This is a genomic window from Limnohabitans sp. Hippo4 (genome assembly GCF_003063605.1).
In the GTDB taxonomy this organism is placed as follows: domain Bacteria; phylum Pseudomonadota; class Gammaproteobacteria; order Burkholderiales; family Burkholderiaceae_C; genus Limnohabitans_A.
This window is the reverse complement of the sequence record NZ_NESE01000001.1, coordinates 16686-36382: the sequence shown is the minus strand read 5'-3', so window position 1 is coordinate 36382 and position 19697 is coordinate 16686. Positions and strand designations below refer to the sequence as shown.

Below are 19697 nucleotides of genomic sequence, written 5' to 3'. Positions count from 1 at the left end.
CTTTCAAGGACCGCACCATGATCGATCAACCCAAGCTCACAGCCCGTCAGCAACAAATTTTGGAGCTCATCCAAAAAACCATCGCTGAAACTGGCGCACCGCCAACACGCGCAGAAATTGCACAGGTATTGGGTTTCAAATCTGCCAATGCAGCCGAAGAACACCTGCAAGCTTTGGCACGCAAAGGCGCCATCGATTTGGTCAGCGGTACATCCCGCGGTATTCGTCTCAAAGGCAACTCACGAGACAGCCTGCGCAACTCTGGCGACCTGTTCAGCCTGCCATTGCCAGGTTTTGCCCAATTGGCATTGCCACTCATTGGACGTGTTGCTGCCGGCTCACCTATTTTGGCCCAAGAACATGTCGATCGCACCTATCACGTCGAAACTCACCTGTTCCAAGAGCAACCCGATTATTTGCTTCGTGTCCGTGGCATGTCCATGCGCGATGCAGGCATCATGGACGGCGACTTGCTGGCCGTGAAAGCCACCAAAGAGGTACGAAATGGCCAAATTGTGGTTGCACGCCTTGGTGAAGAAGTCACCGTCAAGCGCTTGCGTCGCCAATCCGATCGCATTGAACTGCTGCCCGAAAACCCCGACTACCCTATCATTTTGGTTCAACCTGGCGAACCCTTTGACATTGAAGGTTTGGCTGTGGGTCTCATCCGCAACACGCTGCTGATGTAAATCGCTCATTGCATTGTCAACATCATTTTTGCATCGCTCATCCATTTTCAAAGGTTAGATATGACCATCGCACTCCTCGGCATCACAAGCATTTACAACGGTTTTCAAAAGTTCCTCAGCTCTTCAATGAACTTGGACAACCCATTTGAAAAGGCCCAGCCAAGTCACAAAGTCAGCATTTCTGGTGCAAGTCCAAGTGCAAGCTTGGGTCCTCGACAAGCACAACAACGTGCACTTCGCGTCCTTCGCGTGTCAGAGCAAGGCGAAACCGCCTCTTGCGCAGGTCGAATGGTCATTTCTGGCCGCATGGCCGACGTCTGCGCCGAACTCGACCGTTTGGTTGCTTTAGAAGCCAAAAGCAAGCCTTCCCTGCCCCATTAATCCCCCTGCACCATTGCTGCCATTTATGCAGTGCATTTTGGTGCTCAAAATTTGAATTCAGAAGTCCATAGAAGCCTTCGGGCAAGGCACAATAGTGCCTATGAACATTGTGATCCTTGACGACTACCAAGATGTCGTCCGAAAACTAGATTGCGCGTCCAAATTGGATGCCTACAGCGCCAAGGTCTATACCAACACCGTCAAGGGTTTGGGCCAATTGTCTGTGCGACTTAAAGACGCAGACATTCTGGTTTTGATTCGCGAACGCACACACCTCAGCAGACAACTGATTGAAAAGTTGCCTCGACTTAAACTCATTTCACAGACTGGCCATGCAGGCTCTCACATTGATTTAGAAGCTTGCACCGAGCGAGGCATTGCTGTGGCCCAAGGCACCGGATCACCTTACGCACCGGCCGAGCTCACATGGGCACTGATCATGGCTGCGGCACGCAGATTGCCGCAATACATTGGCAACCTCAAACATGGTGCTTGGCAACAATCAGGCCTCAAGTCTGCATCCATGCCTGTCAATTTTGGAATGGGAACGGTTTTGCGCGGCCGCACCATGGGCATCTGGGGCTACGGCAAGATTGGCCAGCTGGTCGCAGGTTACGCCAAGGCCTTTGGCATGCAAGTTGTGGTTTGGGGAAGTGAAGCCTCAAGGGAAAAAGCAGCACAGCACGGCTACATTCCAGCCACCACACGTGAAGCCTTTTTTGAACAAAGTGATGTAATCTCTTTGCATTTGCGTTTGAACGATGCCACACGCGGCATCGTCACGCTCGACGACTTGTCACGCATGAAGACCAGCGCCATGATTGTGAATACATCGCGCGCAGAACTGATTGAACCCGATGCACTCATCAGTTCACTCAACCGTGGTCGTCCTGGCTTGGCTGCCATTGATGTCTTTGAACATGAACCCATCTTGCAGGGTCATGCTTTGCTGCGTCTCGAGAATTGCATCTGTACACCTCACATTGGCTACGTCGAAAAAGACAATTACGAGTTGTACTTTGGTGCAGCGTTTGACAACGTCGTGAACTTCATCAAAGGCACACCGACCAACATCGTCAACCCCGGCGCACTTCAAGTTCGTCGATGAAAAACAGACTGCTTGAATGCAGTGACTTTTTTACAAATTCGAATTCAACAAATGACCATCGCATTCAATCAAGTGGCCGTCATTGGCGCAGGCGCTATGGGCCGCGGTATTGCTCAAATTGCCGCACAAGCAGGTAGCCAAGTCTGGCTTTATGACACGCAAGCAGACGCCATTCAAAAAGCCAAAGAAGCCGTCTTCCAAGTCTGGGACACACTGGCCACCAAAGGGCGACTGGATGCAGACACCGTCAATGCCTACAAATCACGTTTACATGGTGCCAGCAACCTGAATGATTTGAAGTCGTGTGAATTGGTTGTTGAAGCCATCGTTGAACGCTTAGACATCAAAAAATCTTTGTTCGTTGAACTTGAAAACTTGTTGCCTGAGACGGCCGTACTGGTCACCAACACCTCTTCACTGTCCGTCACGGCCATTGCAGCCGCCTTAAAGCGACCAGCCAATTTTGCGGGTTATCACTTCTTCAATCCTGTTCCCTTGATGAAGGTTGTGGAAGTCATCGCAGGTTTGAAAACCAACCCATCAGTTTGCGAACGTCTCACTGTATTTGCAACGCAAATGGGCCACACACCCGTCCAAGCGAATGACACGCCTGGTTTCATCGTCAACCATGCGGGCCGTGGTTACGGCACTGAAGCGCTGCGCATTGTGTCCGAGGGCGTGGCCGATTTCGCCACCATCGATCGAATTTTGAAAGACCAAGTCGGCTTCAAATTAGGCCCTTTCGAACTGTTCGATCTAACGGCATTGGATGTCTCACATCCTGTCATGGAATCCATCTACAACCAGTACTACCAAGAACCACGCTACAGACCCAGCGTCATCACAGCCCAGCGTCTTGCAGGCGGTGTCGTTGGCAAAAAAGTAGGTGAAGGTTTTTACACTTATGTAGAAGGCAAGCCCGTGATTGCGCCCGAACCGCCAGTACCCGAGGTTAAAGAATTCCCACCTGTCTGGGTTTCGCCTCGCGCCTCCAGAAGGCTTGAGCTTCTTCAACTGCTAAAGGACTTGGGTGCCACCATTGAAACAGGGGCATCGCCTTCTCCACAAGCGCTGACGCTTGTAGCGCCATTGGGCTTTGATGTCACCACCGTGGCTGTGGTTGAGCGTTTGGACCCTGCCCGCACGGTTGGCATCGACATGTTGTTTGACGATGCAGCCACCAAGCGCCGCGTCTTGGCCACCAATCCTGCCACACGCAGCGACATGCGCGACGCAGCCCATGCCTTGTTTGCCAAGGATGGCAAAGCCGTCAGTGTGGTTCGCGACAGCGGTGGCTTCATCACACAACGTGTGGTGGCCAACATTGTGAACATTGCAGCCGACATGTGCCAACAACGCGTGTGCACACCGCAAGACTTGGACATTGCTGTCACCTTAGGACTGGGCTACCCTGTGGGCCCACTGGCCCTGGGTAACAAGCTAGGCCCCACCAATGTTTTAGAAGTGCTGTTCAACCTGCAAACCGTCTATGGCGACCCACGTTATCGCCCGAGTCCATGGTTGCGTCGCCGTGGTGCCATTGGTTTGTCTCTTTTGCAAACCGAGGACTGATCTCATGTCAGCACAACTGCTCAGCACCAGCGAAGGCGCCACACTCATTTTGACCCTCAGCAATCCTGAACACAGGAATGCACTGGGCCCAGAAATGTATGCAGCCGGCGTCGAAGCGCTTAGCGTGGCCGAGTCCAGCTCAGAGATTAAGAGTGTGGTGATCACGGGTGACGGTGGTTTGTTCAGTGCCGGTGGCAATTTGCAGCGCCTGAACGACAACCGTCAAAAACCGCCAGAGCACCAAGCCCAAAGCATTGAGGGTTTGCACAACTGGATCGAAGCCATTCGCACTTTTCCCAAACCCGTCATTGCGGCCGTTGAAGGACCCGCTGCTGGCGCTGGTTTTTCATTGGCATTGGCCTGTGACATGATTGTGGCAGCACGCAACAGCATTTTTGTCATGGCCTACAGCAACATCGCTTTGTCGCCGGATGGCGGCGGTACATGGAGCTTGTCGCGCGTCATGCCCCGTCAATTGGCCACAGAGCTCTTGATGTTGGGTGATCGAGTGGGCGCCGAGCGATTGCACGAATTAGGCGTTGTGAACAAATTGTGTGAGCCTGGGCAAGCCTTGGGCACAGCACTCACCATGGCCAGCAAGTTGAACCAGCGTGCACCCAATGCATTGGCCAGCATCAAAGAACTGTTAAACGAAGCGGATGGTTCAAGCTTGAACCACCAATTGGCCCAAGAACGTGATCATTTCGTGAAAAATTTGCACCATGCCAACGCTGGCATTGGCATTTCAGCCTTTTTGAACAAAGAAACACCGCGCTACGAATAAGACCGGGTCTCACAGGCGACAATTTTCACCAACCCAGTCACGCAAAAGACAGACTATGGACGAACCCATTCTTACGATGGAGGAAAGAGAATCAATCAACGCAGGGCGTTGGTTTTCTACCCTTTCACCTTCACTCCGACACGACATTCTTCGATGTGCCTACGTCAAGCGTTACAAAGACGGCGAACTGATTGCAGCCCGCGGCGAGCCGCCGGAGCAATGGATCGCGTGCGCCAAGGGCGCAGTGCGCGTCAGTTCCACATCGGTCTCGGGAAAACTGATCACCCTCACCTACGTCGAGCCAGGCATTTGGTTTGGCGACGTGTCGATATTCGATGGCGACAGACGTACGCACGATGCGTATGCACACGGCGAGACCACCACGCTCAACGTGGCCAAAGCGGATTTCAAAAAAATTCTGTCCTCGCATGTCGAACTTTACGACGCCATGCTTCGGCTGCATGCTCGGCGCATCCGCCAGCTGTTTGGCTTGGTCGAAGACTTGAACACCTTGCCATTGCGCGCGAGACTGGCCAAACAATTGAACCACTTGCTGCGCAGCTACGGTGTGCCCAGCCTGTCGGATGCCAAAGCCATTCGCATCAGCTTGCAATTGGCGCAAGAAGAATTGGCGCAACTGCTGGGCGCATCACGTCAGCGCGTCAACCAAGAGCTCAAGCAAATGGAGCGCGAACATGTCATCAAAATCGAGCCCGGTGGCCTGACGGTTCTCGACAGAGAAGCACTTCTGAAAATCGTGGATTCGGACGACTGAGCTGCGATTTCAAAAAACCAAGTTTGTTTACATACGGCGGTACTCCCACATGAGCCAGTTTGATCATTTCGTGGGCACCCGCCCCGTCACCGGCACACACGCCTTTGATATGCCAGCACTTGAGGCATGGCTCCAAGCCAACATGCCTGGATTTCAAGGCCCCTTAACAGTTGAAATGTTCAAAGGTGGCCAATCCAACCCCACCTACAAACTGCTCACACCCGCATGTTCGTATGTCATGCGCGCAAAGCCTGGCCCTGTGGCCAAACTTCTGCCTTCAGCACACGCGATTGAGCGCGAATTTGCGGTCATGAAAGGTTTGGCCGGAACAGCCGTGCCAGTTGCCAAAATGCATGTACTGTGTGAAGACGAGGCCATCATTGGCCGCGCTTTTTATGTCATGGAATTTGTGGCGGGTCGTGTGTTGTGGGATCAATCTTTACCCGGCATGACCAACGCACAGCGAGGTGAAATTTACGACGAAATGAACCGCGTCATCGCCGCGCTGCACAGCGTGAAGTTTGCGGACCAAGGCTTGGCCAACTACGGCAAACCTGGCAGTTACATCGAGCGCCAAATTGGAAGATGGAGCAAGCAATACGTCGCCTCGGTCACGCAAGCCATTCCTGAAATGGACAAATTGATGGCGTGGTTGCCCGCCAACATACCCAGCAGTGCCAAAGATGAATCTTTGGTCAGCATCGTTCATGGCGACTACCGCCTAGACAATCTGATGTTCCATCCCACCGAGCCCAAAGTGTTGGCGGTGTTGGATTGGGAACTGTCAACATTGGGTCACCCATTGGCCGACTTCAGCTATCACTGCATGGCTTGGCACATCAAGCCAGGTTCATTCCGCGGAATTGGCGGCTTGGATCACAAAGCCTTGGGTATTCCTGAAGAAGCCGAGTACATCAAACGTTACTGCGAGCGCACTGGTTTTACAACCCCTGAAAAGTTGGCCACAGACTGGAACTTTTACATGGCCTACAACCTCTTCCGCATCGCCGCCATTTTGCAAGGCATTGCCAAACGCGTGGAAGACGGAACGGCATCGAGTGAACAAGCAAAAGCTTCGGGCGCTGGCGCCAAACCCATGGCGGAAATGGCATGGCACTTCGCCAGCCAAGTCTGACCCCACCCCCTATCGAAATTCAACAGGAGACCTTCAATGCAATTCGAATACTCAGACAAAGTCAAAACCATGCAAGCACGCTTGCTGGCTTTCATGGACGAGCACATCTATCCCAACGAGGCACGTTTCTTTAAGGAGATTGAGGACAACCGCGCCAAAGGCAATGCATGGGTTCCTACCAAAATTGTGGAAGAACTCAAACCCAAAGCACAGGCTGCAGGATTGTGGAACTTGTTTTTGCCCAAGTCGCCTCGTGCACCTCAAGGCCTGTCCAACTTGGAATACGCGCCCTTGTGCGAAATCATGGGTCGTGTGCCATTTGCCGCAGAAATTTTCAATTGCTCTGCACCCGATACGGGCAACATGGAAACGCTAGAGCGTTATGCCAGCGAAGAACTCAAAGACATTTGGCTTGAGCCTTTGTTGCGTGGCGAAATTCGTTCCGCCTTCTTGATGACAGAGCCTGAAGTGGCCTCGTCGGATGCCACCAACATTCAATGTGAAATTCGCCGTGAAGGTGATGAGTACGTGATCAACGGTCGCAAGTGGTGGTCGTCTGGTGCGGGTGACCCACGTTGCGCGGTTTACATCGTCATGGGCAAAACAAATCCGGATGCGGGTCGACACGAGCAACAGTCCATGATTGTGGTGCCTGCCAATGCGCCCGGCATTACCGTGGTCCGTGCCTTGTCGGTGTTTGGTTACGACGATGCACCCCACGGTCACATGGAAGTGGTTTTGAAAAACGTGCGCGTGCCAGCGAGCAACTTGCTGCTCGGCGAAGGTCGTGGTTTTGAAATTGCCCAAGGCCGCTTAGGCCCAGGACGCATTCACCACTGCATGCGCACCATCGGCATTGCCGAACGTGCTTTGGAATTGATGTGCAAGCGCCTTAACTCACGTGTAGCGTTTGGTCGCGAAGTCGCACGCCAAACAGTGTGGCAAGAACGCATTGCAGAATCACGCTGCATGATTGAACAAGCCCGCTTGCTCACGCTCAAAGCGGCTTACATGATGGACACGGTCGGCAACAAAGTGGCCAAAGCTGAAATCGCCATGATCAAAATTGTGGCGCCTCAAATGGCTTGCCAAATCATCGACTGGGCTATTCAAGCGCACGGTGGCGGCGGTGTTTCACAAGACTTCCCCTTGGCTTATGCCTATGCGCACCAGCGTACTTTGCGTTTGGCCGATGGTCCTGACGAAGTGCACCGCAACTCTTTGGCCAAGCTGGAATTGGCCAAACACTTGCTGATGCCAGGCGAAGTTGAAATGCCTGTCACACGCGGCAGCTGATCGACTTACGCGATAGGTGATCCCATGCGCTTACCTACCGCAACAGAGCGAATGTTGAAAAATGCATGAACTTTTTCATCCAATTTCAAGTTTTGGCCCGATCCCGCATTAGAATATGAGGCTTGTCGGAGCGTAGCGCAGTCTGGTAGCGCATCTGGTTTGGGACCAGAGGGTCGAAGGTTCGAATCCTTTCGCTCCGACCATTCATTTCAATTAAAGGCCCTACCTTCTTGGTTCTAGGGCCTTTTTTATCTGCCCGTAGCTCAACTGGATAGAGCAACGGCCTTCTAAGCCGTAGGTCGGGGGTTCGAGTCCCTCCGGGCAGGCCACCTACAAACTTTCCCCTCTTTTGTTTTCATGATGCCATTGCAGGCATCAGGGTTTTGCCTAGCTTTTCCCCTCCTCAATATGCAACATAATGCATCTCACAAGGAGATTTCTCATGACTAATTCCCCCTCACGTCGCCTGGTTTTAACGCGCAGTGCCGCTTTGGTTGGTGCTGCCAGTTCTGGTTTGTTGTTGCCTGAATGGGCGCTGGCCCAGTCCGGCAAAATTCGCGTTGGCTTGATGTTGCCGTATTCAGGCGCCTTCGCTCCCTTGGGCGTGGCCATTGAAAATGGTGTGCGCATGGCCATCAATGAGCAAGGCGGCAAATTGGCAGGTCGAGAAATCGAATGGTTCAAAGTTGACGATGAATCAGAACCTTCCAAAGGCATTGAAAACGCCAACAAATTGGTTCAGCGCGACAAAGTGGATGTGTTGATCGGCACGGTTCACTCTGGCGTTCAGATGGGCATCCAAAAAGTTGCACGCGACTCTGGCGTGCTGACCCTCATTCCCAACGCAGGTGTCCATGCTGCTACGCGTGCTTTGTGCGCACCCAATGTGTTCCGCACCAGTTTTTCTAACAGCCAACCCACATTGGCTTTGGGTCAAGCCATGGTCGCCAAAGGTCACAAGAAGGCTGTTTGGATCACTTGGAAATACGCAGCGGGCGATGAAGCCTATGAAGGCTTCAAAGAGAGCTACACCAAAGCAGGCGGCACCATCGTCAAAGAGTTGGGCTTGCCCTTCCCCAACGTTGAATTCCAGGCCTTGCTGACCGAAATTGCGGCCCTCAAACCTGATGCAGTCGCTTGCTTCTTTGCGGGTCCTTCTGGCGCAAAGTTCATGAAAGACTTTGCAGCAGCTGGCCTCAAAGGCAAGATCGCTTTGTACGGTTCTGGCTTCTTGACAGAAGGCGTACTGGAAGCCGCTGGCCCCGCAGCAGATGGTGTCATGACCACGCTGCATTACAGCGACTCATTGGACACACCTCGCAACAACAAGTTCCGCTTGGAATACGCCAAAGCCTTCAAAATGCAACCTGACGTGTATGCCGTTCAGGGTTACGACACTGGCTTGTTATTGCTCCAAGGCGCCAACGCTGTCAAAGGCGATTTGTCCAAGAAATCGGAGCTCTACAAAGCCATGGAAGGCGCTGTGATTGACAGCCCACGTGGCAAGTGGACCATGAGTAAATCCCACAACCCCGTGCAAGACATCTACTTGCGTGTGGCGGAAAAAGGCGAAAACAAAGTGATCGGCGTTGCAGCCAAAGCCTTGGCCGATCCTGGTACAGGCTGCCGAATGGGCTAATTGCAGCTCACGATGCCAAAGCGGTGGAGCGATCCGCCGCTTTTTTTCTGCCTAGATGGGCGCGCTATGCTCATCGCATCTGTGTGATTCTTTCCTCCTTATGGATTTCGTCAATTTCCTCATCCAATTGCTGAACAGTGTTCAGTATGGGTTGTTGCTGTTCATGTTGGCTGCTGGCCTCACGCTGATCTTTGGCATCATGGGCGTGGTCAATTTGGCCCATGGCAGCTTCTACATGCTAGGCGCCTATCTCGCGTATTCTCTGGCCGCTCTGACACAAAGCTTGACGATGGCCATCTTGTTGGGCACCCTGCTGTCCGTGCTGTTTGGTTTGATATTGGAGTGGCTGCTGTTCAGACACTTTTACAAACGAGACCACCTTGACCAAGTGCTGCTGACCTTTGGCTTGATCTACATTTTTGAAGAAATGCGTTCCATTTTGTGGGGCGACGATGTGCATGGTGTCACCATTCCCGATGTCTTAAGCGCTTCGATTCCTCTCACAGACACTTTGTCGTATCCCGTTTATCGCTTGTTCATGTCGGGCGTTTGTTTGATCTTGGCTTTGGGCCTTTACTTGCTCATTTCAAAAACACGCCTCGGCATGAAAATTCGTGCGGGCGCTTTTAATCATGAAATGACTGAAGCACTGGGCGTCAACATCAAACTGATTCATGCTCTGGTATTCGCGCTCGGTGTTGGCCTGGCCACCATTGCGGGCATGGTGGCAGCGCCTGTCTCCAGCGTCTACCCCAACATGGGCTCGCAAGTTCTGATCATGTGTTTTGTGGTGGTGGTGATTGGCGGCATTGGCTCTGTCAAAGGCGCCCTCATTGCGGCCTTGTTGGTGGGATTGGTCGACACATTCGGCAAAGTCTTGCTGCCCCAAGTTTCTGGCATGCTGGTCTACGTGCTGATGGCCCTTGTTTTACTTTACAAGCCTGAAGGCTTGTTCAAGAACTAAGGTGGATGGCATGAGCAACTCACACGCTCCACTTGAAACACTGCCACGCAGTTTGAACATCTTGCTAGGTGCCGCGCTGTTGGCCCTGGCGGCATTTCCATTTGTAGGCTCTGACTATTACTTGCAAATGGTCACGCGCATGATGATCTTGGCCATCTTTGCCATGAGCCTTGATTTGCTGCAAGGCGTCACTGGATTGGTCTCTCTGGGACACGCCGCCTACTTTGGTGTGGCAGGTTATGCACTGGCCTTCATCACGCCGCCTGGAGAGCCTATTGCCTTGTGGGTGGCGATGCCGGTGGCCATTGGTGCATCGGCCTTGCTGGCGCTGATCATCGGTTTTCTGGTGGTCCGAACCCATGGCATTTATTTCATCATGGTCACCATGGCCTTTGCGCAAATGGTGTTCTACGCCTTCTTTGACAACAAGGCTTTGGGCGGCTCGGATGGTTTGTACATCAACTTCAAACCAGATGCCATGCTGTTTGATTTAGAGAACAAAACCATTTTTTACTTTTTCACACTGGCACTCATGGTCTTGGTCTATGTTTTCTTAAGACGCCTGTTGTGGAGTCCTTTCGGCCGTGCGCTGGCAGGCATCCGCGTGAACGAGCACCGCATGCGCGCCTTGGGCTACGGCACCTTCAGCCATAAATTGGCCGCGTTCACCTTGGCGGGCGCACTGGCTGGCTTGGCTGGCTTTTTATGGGGCGCACAGTCGGGCTACGTCAATCCTGAACTGATGGGTTTTCACATGAGTGCGCACGTCATCATGATGGTGATCTTGGGCGGCATGGGCAACTTTGCAGGCTCCATTGTGGGCGCTTTCTCGTTCGAGTATTTGTTGCATGTGTTCAAGGACTTGCCTGAGTTTGGCGGTTTTAACTTGGGCAAACATTGGCAACTTTGGATGGGCCTTTTCATTGTGGCACTGGTGGTATTGGCGCCCCGCGGTATTTTGGGATTGTTTGCCACCTTGTTCAAAGGCAAGGAGCAAGCGCATGACTGAAACACATTCAAATCACAACTTGTTACTGCGTTCCAACAAGATCACCAAAAAGTTTGGAGGTCTGACGGCTGTCAATGAAGTGTCAGTCGATTTGCGTCTGGGTGAAATTCATGCCGTCATTGGACCCAATGGCGCAGGCAAATCAACGCTGACCAACTTGCTCACAGGCGACCTGCCCGCCACTTCTGGCCATGTCGCTTTGAATGGCAAAGACATCACGGGCTGGACGCCGGAAAAAATCTCGCGACATGGCTTGGGCCGAAGCTATCAAAAGACCAATATTTTTAGAAGCTTTACGGTATGGGACAACGTGCGTTTGTCGGCGCAATCGCGAAGCCAACCAATGCCCTTCAATCCATTTGCATGGTTGCAGCTAGCAAAGCACATGCACGATGTGAATGAACGTGCCGAACGCGCCATTGAATTGGCTGGCCTGCAAAACAGACGTCATGCCCTGGCCGGAGCCGCCAGCCATGGGGAGCAACGCCAATTGGAAATCGCCATGACACTGGCCACCGAGCCTCAAGTGTTGCTGCTAGACGAACCCTTGGCGGGCATGGGTGTTGCCGAAGCCGACAGCATGGTTCAGCTGCTATTGCGCCTGAAACCATCGCACGCCATGATGCTGGTCGAACACGACATCGATGCCATTTTTACCTTGGCCGATCAACTGACCGTGATGGTCAATGGCACTGTGATTGCCAGCGGTCTGCCCGCAGCCGTTCGTGCTGACGCCGGTGTGCAAGCCGCGTACTTGGGTGAGGATCACTGAGATGAGCGACACATTGATTCAAGTGAAGGGCCTGAACAGTTATTACGGGGCCAGCCACATTCTTCGCAACATTGATTTTGAAGTGAAGCGCGGCGAAACCATTGGCCTGATGGGCCGCAATGGCATGGGCAAAAGCACCCTGCTTAAATCCATCATGGGCATCGTGACGCCGCGCTCTGGCGACGTTCACATCAAAGGGGTTCGCACCAACGATCGCGCCATTTTCGAAGTGGCACAACAAGGCATTGCCTATGTGCCCGAAGGCCGTGGCATTTTTGGCAACCTGAGTGTGGTCGAAAATTTGAAGATGGCTGCGCGTCCTGGCACACAAGGCCAAAACGATTGGACGTACGACCGGGTGCTTGAAACCTTTCCTCGCTTAAAGGAACGCTTAGGTCATGGCGGTCAACAACTGTCTGGCGGCGAACAACAAATGCTCACCATTGGACGGGCCTTGATGACCAACCCAGACGTGCTGATTTTGGATGAAGCCACGGAAGGTTTAGCGCCCCTCATTGCCCGCGAAATTTGGCGCATCTGCAGCGTCATCAAAGACAGCGGCATCAGCAGCATCATCGTGGACAAAAACTGGAAACACGTGACTCAAATTACCGATCGCAATGTGATCTTGGTCAAAGGTGAAGTGGTGTTTGAGGGCAGTTCAGCGATGCTGCAATCGCAACCCGACATCATGGCTCAGCATTTGGGCGTTTAATTCATTCAACAAGCATCTTTTCAGTCATGGCCAAAGATTCCACGTTGCGCGGTGTTCGTGTTGTCAGCTTGGCACTTAACCTGCCAGGACCTGCAGCCTTGATGCGCTTGGCGCAAATGGGAGCGACCTGCACCAAAGTGAACCCACCTGCTGGCGATCCGATGGCGCATTACACACCCCAGGGCTATGACACCTTGCACAAAGGTGTCAAACAAATCACCTGTGACTTGAAAGATGCCAAAGGTCAGCAAGCATTGCATGCTTTGTTGGCAAGCACCGATGTGCTGCTCACTTCTTTCAGACCTTCCGCGCTCAATAAGTTGGGGCTTGGCTGGAAAGCATTGCGCAAACAATACCCGGGCCTCAGCTTGGTCAGCGTGGTGGGTGCACCTGGCCCATTGGCAGAAATTCCAGGTCATGATTTAACGTACCAAGCAGAAGTCGATTTAGTGCCTGGCATGGATTTGCCTGCCAGCTTGTTTGCCGACATGGGCGGCGCCATGATGGCCAGCGAAGCCGTGCTCAAGGCTACGTTGACCCAACGCACTTCCGGCAAAGGCAGCTTTCACGAAGTGGCCTTGAGCGATGCTGCGGCATGGTTAGCGTTGCCCAGACATTGGGGCATGACCTTGCCCAAGGGTGCGGTCGGTGGTGCCCATGCAGGCTACAAAATGTATGCCTGTAAAAATGGTCGTGTCGCAGTGGCGGCCTTAGAGCCTCATTTTGCAAAGTCACTTTGCAATGCAGCAGGCATTGAGGTGAAAGACATGAAGGCCTTGTTTGCAAAGTCAACCCATGAGGCCATCGCGGCATTTTTGCTCAGCAAAACCAGACAGCAACTCGAGAAGTTAGCAGCAGACAAAGACATCCCCCTGATGACTTTGCCCAAAGTGACATAAAGCGCTATTAAACGCCAGCAAGCGAACTCAAGCAAAAGCCTCAGTGGTTCAACTGTGCCCAAGCTTTGTCAAGGCGCTTCACACTGACCGGTTGAGGTGTGCGAAGCTCTTGCGCAAAGAAACTCACCCGCAACTCTTCCAATAACCACCGAAATTCCAGCATTCGGTCATCGACAGCACCTTTGCGTTCGGCGACCAAGCGCCAATAGCGTTGTTCTTGCGGCTTGAGTTCCAACAACTTCGCTGCATCGCGCGCAGGATCAGCGCGATATTTGTCCAAGCGCAACACGATGGCTTTTAGATAACGGGCATAGTGCTGCAGTTGCGTCCACGGTGTGAGTGCCATGAAACGTTTGGGCATCAGGCGTTGCAATTGCTGCGAACAATCGGCTGTGGCGTCGGGTGCATTCTTGGTATCTTTGATTTTGCGAGTGGCAGCCGCAAATTCAAGCAAGATGATGCCGGTCAAGCGCGCCACTTCATTCGCAATCAGGGTCAGGCGCCCTCTTCCTTCTTCAATGCGTTTCTTGAAGCTGAATTCATCTGCAGGCAAAGGATCCATGAGAAATGCACGGTCCAAAGCAACTTCAATGATTTGTTGACGCAATTCATCGGCCGTGCCCAAAGGCATGAAGGCCACGGCCATCTTTTGCAGATCAGGAACGTTTTTTTCCAAATACTTCAAAGCATCTTTAATTTGCAATGCGAATAAACGGCGCAAGCCTTCTCGGTGTTTTTGCGCTGCCACCTCGGGTTCGTCAAAGACTTCAATTTGCACTGCATCGTTCAAGTCCACCAATGCCGGAAAGCCAATCAGACTTTGACCGCCTTTGTTGATCTCCATGAGTTCAGGCAAGTCACCAAAAGACCAAGCGGTATAGCGTTGCTGCGAGACAGCAGGTGTCTTTTGGGATGGATTCGTTGAAGCAGCAGCAGCGACCTTAGTAGCTGCACCAGGCGCGCCCAAAGCACGCTGTTGCGCATTGTCAGCACCCGACTGAGAAGTTGCCACTGGGCCCGCACTGGGTTGCACCTTGAGCTGCGCCAGTGCCTGAAATGCGCCTCGCGCTTGAGATCCCCAATCGGCCTTGAGCGCTCCCAAGTTGCGCCCCATGCCCAATTGGCGGCCATGCTCATCGATCACACGCAAGTTCATGAACAAGTGCGGGCTGAGCATGTCCAGCTTAAAGTCAGCGCGCTTCACATCCAAACTGGTGATGTCGCGTACCTTCTTCAATAAAGCGTCGGTTAAAGAGCCTGCGCCAAAAACATCGGGAGCACCCAATACCTCAGCCAACTTCGAGGCCGACTCGGGCAAAGGTACAAACCTAGAGCGTGGTTTTTGCGGCAAGCTTTTCAGCAATGCGTGAATTTTGTCTTTGAGTAAACCGGGCACCAACCATTCGCAACGCTCTTCGCTCACTTGGTTCAGCACAAACAAAGGCACGGTCACCGTCACGCCATCGCGCGCATCACCCGGCTCGTGCAGATAGGTGGCATTGCAGTCCGTGCCACCGAGGCGAATCGTTTTGGGAAAAGCCTGTGTGGTAATGCCTGCTGCCTCATGACGCATCAACTCTTCACGGCTAAGCACCAACAACTTAGGTTGGCGCTTCACTTCGTTGCGATACCAAGCTTCAAGCAAACGCCCCGAACACACATCGGCTGGAATTTGCTGATCGTAAAAAGCATAAATCAGCTCATCGTCCACCAAAACGTCTTGGCGTCTCGACTTGTGCTCTAACTCTTCGACCTTGGCAATCATCTTGTGATTGGCCGCCAAGAACGGCAGTTGTGTTTCCCACTGCCCTTGCACCAAGGCCTCGCGAATGAAAATTTCACGTGCTGTTTGAGGGTCCACTTTGCCAAAGGGCACGCGTCGACCGCTGTACACCACCAGGCCATAAAGCGTGGCCCGCTCTAGTGCAATTACCTCGCCAGACTTCTTTTCCCAGTGCGGATCTAAGAGTTGCTTGCGCAGCAAATGACCTCCCACTTGCTCAAGCCAAGTAGGTTCAATGTTGGCAATGCCACGACCAAACAAGCGTGTGGTCTCCACCAATTCAGAGACCACCGTCCAGCGTCCAGGCTTTTTAGACAAGTGCGCACCTGGGTGACGATAAAACTTGATGCCACGTGCGCCCAAGTAAACGTCTTCATCGTCCAGCTTGCAGCCCACATTGCCAAGCAAACCCGCCAACATCGACAAGTGGATTTGTTCATAGCTCGCAGGTTTGGCATTCAGGACCCATCGATGCTCAGCAACCGTCGTGTGCAATTGCGTATGCGTATCGCGCCATTCACGAACTCTGCGAACGTTCACAAAGTTTTGACGCAAGAGTTGTTCATATTGACGATTGCTCAGCTTGTGCTCAGAGCCTGCAGCGGACTTGCCGCCACGCGCCTCGGATAACCACTTCCATAATTTCAAATAGCCTGTGAATTCACTCTTTTCGTCGTCAAACTTCACATGCGCCTGATCGGCCTGTGCTTGCGCATCCATGGGTCTGTCGCGCACATCTTGCACCGACAAGGCACTGGCAATGATCAACACTTCGTCCAAAGCCTGTCGGTCACGCGCTTCCAAGATCATGCGGCCAACGCGTGGGTCTAGTGGCAGCTTCGCCAACTCTACGCCTGTGCGGGTTAACTCATTGGCATCGTTCACGGCGCCAAGCTCGGCCAGCAACTGATACCCATCGGTAATGGCGCGCTTGGACGGCGCTTCAATGAAAGGGAAATCGTCCACGACACCCAAGTGCAAAGACTTCATGCGCAAAATAACGCCTGCCAACGAGGAGCGCAAAATTTCCGGATCGGTAAAACGTGGCCTACTGTTGAAATCTTTCTCGTCGTACAAACGGATGCAAATGCCATTGGCCACACGGCCGCAACGGCCAGCGCGCTGATTGGCCGCCGCTTGGCTGATGGGCTCCACCATCAATTGCTCCACCTTGCTGCGCAGGCTGTACCGCTTGACACGTGCAGTGCCGACATCGATCACATAACGAATGCCAGGCACCGTCAAAGATGTTTCGGCCACGTTGGTGGCCAATACGATACGGCGCCCGTTGTGACTTTCAAACACGCGCTCTTGGTCAGATTGAGACAAACGCGCAAACAAAGGCAAGACTTCTGCCCCACGCGTCACAGCGCTGTGCGACAAATGCTTTCGAAGATGGTCATTGGCCTCGCGAATCTCACGCTCGCCTGGCAAAAATACCAAAATGTCGCCAGCAGCATGGCCGGTCCAAAGTTCATCCACCGACTCGGCAATGGCATCGTTCAAATCGCGGTCACGCGATTCCTCAAAGGGACGCCACCGCATTTCAACCGGGAAAGTGCGTCCCGACACCATGATGACCGGGGCAGGACCTTTGCTGGAAGCAAAGTGCTGCGCAAAACGATCTGCGTCGATGGTGGCCGACGTCACGACCACTTTCAAGTCGGGACGACGGGGCAAGATCTGGCGCAAGTAGCCCAACAAGAAATCAATGTTCAGGCTGCGTTCGTGCGCTTCATCGATGATGATTGTGTCGTAGGCTTCGAGCAACGGGTCGTTTTGCGTCTCGGCCAACAAAATGCCGTCGGTCATCAATTTGACTGAAGCATCCTTGGACAAGCGGTCTTGAAACCGCACCTTGTAACCCACCACATCGCCCAAGGGCGTTTTCAACTCCTCTGCAATGCGCTTGGCCACACTGCTGGCGGCAATTCGCCTGGGTTGGGTATGGCCAATCCACTTTGCACGTTGGCCGGGGGCAGCATTGAGCTTGCCGCGGCCCAGAGCCAGGGCAATCTTGGGGAGTTGGGTGGTTTTGCCTGATCCGGTCTCGCCACAGACGATGATGACCTGGTGATCCGCCATGGCCTGCGCAATTTCGTCGCGCTTTGCCGACACTGGCAAAGACTCAGGAAACTCGATTTTCAAGGGGGTGGCGGACAATGGCAAAACTTCTGTAAAAATCAGGGATGGCGTAAGGCCTGAATTATCCGCTGTCTTGGCCCCCTTTCAAGAGAACCACTAGCCCATGTCCACTGTCTTTAACTTCACCTTCGTACCGTGGTTTCGCTCGGTGGCGCCCTACATTCACATGCACCGCGGAAAAACCTTTGTGGTGGGCATCGCGGGTGAAGCCATTGCCGCTGGCAAATTGCAAAACTTGGCTCAAGACTTGGCCTTGATTCAAAGCATGGGCGTCAAAATTGTGTTGGTTCACGGTTTCAGACCGCAAGTCAACGACCAGTTGCTGGCCAAAGGCCATGAGCCCAAGTATTCCCATGGTATCCGGATCACAGACGAAGTGGCCTTGGATTGCGCACAAGAAGCTGCTGGCCAGCTGCGCTACGAAATTGAAGCGGCCTTCAGCCAAGGCTTGCCCAACACGCCCATGGCAGGCTCAACGGTGCGCGTCATCAGCGGCAACTTTCTAACTGCGCGACCCGTGGGCATTGTGGACGGGGTCGATTTCAAACATTCGGGTTTGGTCCGCAAAGTTGATGTGGCGGGCATTACCCAAACCCTGGACATGGGTGCCATGGTGCTGCTCTCACCCTTTGGTTTTTCACCCACCGGGGAAGCTTTCAACTTGTCCATGGAAGAAGTGGCCACTAGTGTGGCCATCGAAATGCAAGCCGACAAACTTATTTTCTTGACTGAAATTCCGGGTCTGCGCATCAACCCAGAAGCCCCTGAGTCTGAAGACAATCCCATCGATACGGAGTTGCCATTGGCCACTGCCGAAAAGTGGCTCAATGAATTGCCTGCAGCTTTGCTACCAACCGACCATGCCTTCTACTTGCAGCATTGCGTCAAAGCCTGCAAAGAAGGCGTGGAACGCAGCCACATCTTGCCCTTTGCTGTGGACGGCGCGCTGCTGCTGGAAATTTATGTGCACGATGGCATTGGCACCATGGTGATTGATGAAAAACTGGAAGAGCTGCGCGAAGCCACACACGACGATGTAGGCGGCATCTTGCAATTGATCGAGCCCTTTGAAAACGATGGCACCCTTGTCAAACGCGATCGCACAGAGATTGAGCGCGATGTGGATCACTACACCATCATTGAACACGATGGCGTGATCTTTGCCTGCGCTGCCCTGTACCCCTACCCTGAAGCTAAAACTGCCGAGATGGCAGCGCTCACCGTTTCACCTCAATCACAAGGCCAGGGGGATGGCGAAAAGATTTTGAAACGCATTGAGCAGCGTGCCCGGGCCATGGGCCTTCAAAGCATTTTTGTGCTCACCACGCGCACCATGCACTGGTTCATCAAACGCGGTTTTGTCCAGATGGACCCGGACTGGTTGCCAGAGGCTCGTAAGCGCAAATACAACTGGGATCGTCGCAGCCAAGTGCTGATGAAAAAGCTGAGCTAAGTGGCCGAAGGCCAACGCAGCATCAATCAGCCAATGGGCTGGAATGTGTATCGGTCGTTTTGAACCAACCATCTCGCCAGCGAATGGCCAACATCAACAACGCGATGCAGACAAACGCGACGAAGGACCAGTTGGCAATGGAGCCTCCCAAGAAGGTCCAATCGACTTTGGTGCAGTCGCCACTGCCTTTGAAGATCATGGGCACAAGGCGCTGCAAAGGAAAGTTCTCGATCATGCCGTAGAAGTCACGGCCACATGAAACAACTTCGGGTGGATACCATTGCAACCAAGTTTGACGGGCTGCAACAAATGCACCAAAACCTGCCGCAAACAAAACCAGCCAGGTTGACAACAGGGTTCGCAAGACCGAGCCACCCAGTGCACCGACAACACACAGCGCAATGACACCGATCATGGCGTATCGCTGAACGATGCACATCGGACAAGGCACCATGCCTAAAAAATTTTGCAAGTAAAAAATACCAAACGAGAGCACACAAGTGCAACCCAGCGCCACAATGGCCAACCAAGCGCGGGCGGGCAATTGTTTCAATGCTTCAAGCGTAATGGGCATGTTG

Annotated in this window: 17 protein-coding genes and 2 tRNA genes; 17 read left to right on the top strand and 2 right to left on the bottom strand. The window is 53.1% G+C overall.

Features of this window, described 5'->3' with window-relative positions; translation table 11 throughout:
- Positions 1–17 precede the first annotated feature (17 nt).
- The 16 genes from lexA (at position 18) to B9Z46_RS00105 (ending at position 13738) form a co-directional block, all read left to right on the top strand.
- Positions 18–689, top strand: coding sequence for a transcriptional repressor LexA (gene lexA / locus B9Z46_RS00180; RefSeq protein WP_055360841.1), 672 nt, complete (start codon positions 18–20; stop codon positions 687–689).
- A gap of 60 nt (positions 690–749) precedes the next feature.
- Positions 750–1070, top strand: coding sequence for a hypothetical protein (locus B9Z46_RS00175; protein ID WP_108254118.1), 321 nt, complete (start codon positions 750–752; stop codon positions 1068–1070).
- 100 nt (positions 1071–1170) lie between these two features.
- On the top strand, positions 1171–2178 hold the full coding sequence (locus B9Z46_RS00170; protein WP_055360843.1) for a D-2-hydroxyacid dehydrogenase family protein: 1008 nt from the start codon (positions 1171–1173) through the stop codon (positions 2176–2178).
- A 51-nt stretch (positions 2179–2229) separates the two neighbouring features.
- The gene (locus tag B9Z46_RS00165; protein WP_108254789.1) at positions 2230–3750 is read left to right on the top strand and encodes a 3-hydroxyacyl-CoA dehydrogenase; all 1521 of its coding nucleotides are present in this window, start codon (positions 2230–2232) and stop codon (positions 3748–3750) included.
- A 4-nt stretch (positions 3751–3754) separates the two neighbouring features.
- On the top strand, positions 3755–4534 hold the full coding sequence (locus B9Z46_RS00160) for an oxepin-CoA hydrolase, alternative type (protein WP_108254117.1): 780 nt from the start codon (positions 3755–3757) through the stop codon (positions 4532–4534).
- 55 nt (positions 4535–4589) lie between these two features.
- On the top strand, positions 4590–5309 hold the full coding sequence (locus B9Z46_RS00155) for a Crp/Fnr family transcriptional regulator (RefSeq protein WP_055360846.1): 720 nt from the start codon (positions 4590–4592) through the stop codon (positions 5307–5309).
- A gap of 49 nt (positions 5310–5358) precedes the next feature.
- The gene (locus B9Z46_RS00150; protein WP_108254116.1) at positions 5359–6444 is read left to right on the top strand and encodes a phosphotransferase; all 1086 of its coding nucleotides are present in this window, start codon (positions 5359–5361) and stop codon (positions 6442–6444) included.
- A 36-nt stretch (positions 6445–6480) separates the two neighbouring features.
- Positions 6481–7740, top strand: coding sequence for an acyl-CoA dehydrogenase family protein (locus tag B9Z46_RS00145; protein WP_108254115.1), 1260 nt, complete (start codon positions 6481–6483; stop codon positions 7738–7740).
- Positions 7741–7866: 126 nt separating this feature from the next.
- A tRNA-Pro gene (locus tag B9Z46_RS00140) sits at positions 7867–7943 on the top strand.
- 49 nt (positions 7944–7992) lie between these two features.
- Positions 7993–8069, top strand: a tRNA-Arg gene (locus B9Z46_RS00135).
- 113 nt (positions 8070–8182) lie between these two features.
- Positions 8183–9379 carry an ABC transporter substrate-binding protein gene (locus B9Z46_RS00130; protein ID WP_055360849.1) on the top strand — a complete coding sequence of 399 codons (1197 nt, stop codon included), beginning with the start codon at positions 8183–8185 and terminating at the stop codon, positions 9377–9379.
- A gap of 100 nt (positions 9380–9479) precedes the next feature.
- Positions 9480–10343, top strand: a complete 864-nt coding sequence (locus tag B9Z46_RS00125; protein WP_055360850.1) for a branched-chain amino acid ABC transporter permease — start codon at positions 9480–9482, stop codon at positions 10341–10343.
- A gap of 10 nt (positions 10344–10353) precedes the next feature.
- Positions 10354–11352 carry a branched-chain amino acid ABC transporter permease gene (locus B9Z46_RS00120; protein ID WP_108254788.1) on the top strand — a complete coding sequence of 333 codons (999 nt, stop codon included), beginning with the start codon at positions 10354–10356 and terminating at the stop codon, positions 11350–11352.
- Positions 11345–12124 (top strand): ABC transporter ATP-binding protein, encoded by a 780-nt coding sequence (locus tag B9Z46_RS00115; protein ID WP_108254114.1) that lies wholly within the window; start codon positions 11345–11347, stop codon positions 12122–12124. The genes B9Z46_RS00120 and B9Z46_RS00115 overlap by 8 nt, the downstream gene beginning before the upstream one ends.
- Position 12125: 1 nt before the next feature.
- Positions 12126–12839, top strand: coding sequence for an ABC transporter ATP-binding protein (locus tag B9Z46_RS00110; RefSeq protein WP_055360852.1), 714 nt, complete (start codon positions 12126–12128; stop codon positions 12837–12839).
- A 26-nt stretch (positions 12840–12865) separates the two neighbouring features.
- Positions 12866–13738 (top strand): CoA transferase, encoded by an 873-nt coding sequence (locus B9Z46_RS00105; protein WP_108254113.1) that lies wholly within the window; start codon positions 12866–12868, stop codon positions 13736–13738.
- 40 nt (positions 13739–13778) lie between these two features.
- Here B9Z46_RS00105 and hrpA read toward each other — a convergent pair whose 3' ends face one another.
- The gene (hrpA, locus tag B9Z46_RS00100) at positions 13779–17606 is read right to left on the bottom strand and encodes an ATP-dependent RNA helicase HrpA (RefSeq protein WP_233245919.1); all 3828 of its coding nucleotides are present in this window, start codon (positions 17604–17606) and stop codon (positions 13779–13781) included.
- A gap of 163 nt (positions 17607–17769) precedes the next feature.
- On the opposite strand from hrpA, the gene argA reads away from it, so the two are divergent.
- Positions 17770–19119: an amino-acid N-acetyltransferase gene (gene argA, locus B9Z46_RS00095; RefSeq protein WP_055360854.1), complete on the top strand. Its 1350-nt coding sequence runs from the start codon at positions 17770–17772 to the stop codon at positions 19117–19119.
- 22 nt (positions 19120–19141) lie between these two features.
- Here the strand turns inward: argA and B9Z46_RS00090 are convergent, their stop codons facing one another.
- The gene (locus B9Z46_RS00090; protein ID WP_108254786.1) at positions 19142–19693 is read right to left on the bottom strand and encodes a disulfide bond formation protein B; all 552 of its coding nucleotides are present in this window, start codon (positions 19691–19693) and stop codon (positions 19142–19144) included.
- Between the last annotated feature and the right edge of the window lie 4 nt (positions 19694–19697).